Here is a 1,284-nt window from a genome sequence, read left to right as displayed (position 1 = left end):
TACATAACACACTATCATCTCATTGCAATTTTTGTTTATTATGCCTATAATATCGTCAGGATCCCAAAAACATTTTCTGTTTCAAACGCAAACCTAACCTGTTGGGTGGCTAAAACTATTAGGTTAATAACTTCCTCCTAGCAACCGCATATCTAAGGCAGGCGAGCATGAATAATATTCAAATTGAGTCTTGGGTATTTCAGATAATTGACCAATTAAATGCCGGAAGCCCAATCGAAGATAGCCGGGTCGAGATCAAATCCCAGTGGATACCAGCCGAGAAGGCGGCAAGACGTATCGCTGCTCATGCAAACGCAGCAAGAGGGCAAAGCATACTGTGGATTATTGGACTTGATGAAGCAGGAAAGATAATTGGAGCGGCGCATGAAGAACTGGCCAATTGGTACCCACAAGTCGCATCTCACTTCGACGGTCCTACCCCAACATTCACCCCATTGAATGTCTATATTAATAATAAAGTGGTAGTAGCGTTGTTTTTTGAAACTGATAGAGCCCCGTATGTAATAAAATGCTCTGGGAATGGTCCTTCGGAGAGAGAAATTCCATGGCGTGAAGGAACACGTACCCGATCAGCACGACGTGATGAAATAATAAGAATACTCGCGCCTTTACAAAAATTACCACGACTTGAGATTCTTGATGCTATCGCGTATGGTCATTTTCGTCCCAATAAACCAGGAGTTCTTAACCTTCTCTTCAAAGTTACACTCTATGCTGAGACCTATCAACAAGAAACAATCGTTATCCCAGCTCACAAATGTCAAGGAAAATTCAAGTTAGCATCTCCAAGTGGTATATGGAATCCGCTTTACGCTTTTCAGATGGAGACGCTGGATTATTCAAATCATTCAATTGGAATTTCACGAAATCCTACTATCATCTCAACAGGTTACGAGTTAATCATCAATGGACCGGGGAGGATTTCCTTGCATACAAGAGGAAATATTGAATATTCCGAAAACCTTGGCGGGAGTTCAATAGAAACAATAATTGAGTTATTGCCAGCGATGTTGGACATACCAATTCAATTGGAGGTATCGCTCTACTTCAGCCCTTGTGATAATAATCCAAATCGATGGGTTTTATCTGAACAAACACCCATATATGTTGAATAGGTTATCACTCCCACACCTCCCATTCTGCAGCCGGCAAACTGACCGTGACGCGGGTGTACTGGCCCGCGGCGCTTTCCACCGCCAGTTCCCCGCCGATCACGGCGAGCAGCGTGCTGTGCAGCGCCAGGCCCTGCCCGCTGCCGCCCTG

At 44.3% G+C, this 1,284-nt stretch carries 1 protein-coding gene; it reads left to right on the top strand.

The window, feature by feature from the left end; all coding sequences use genetic code 11:
* Window positions 1–167: 167 nt before the first annotated feature.
* Window positions 168–1,136 (top strand): ATP-binding protein, encoded by a 969-nt coding sequence (locus tag NC238_05110; GenBank protein MCM1565318.1) that lies wholly within the window; start codon window positions 168–170, stop codon window positions 1,134–1,136.
* Window positions 1,137–1,284 lie beyond the last annotated feature (148 nt).

This window comes from Dehalobacter sp., from assembly GCA_023667845.1.
Lineage (GTDB): Bacteria > Bacillota > Desulfitobacteriia > Desulfitobacteriales > Syntrophobotulaceae > Dehalobacter.
Note: the sequence above shows the minus strand (reverse complement) of the source record. Positions and strands in the feature narration are given on the sequence as shown.

What these genes read in the sequence shown, in the direction of transcription:
- NC238_05110 (MCM1565318.1), top strand. Translation starts at nt 168, where the DNA reads ATGAATAATATTCAAATTGAGTCTTGGGTATTTCAGATAATTGACCAA.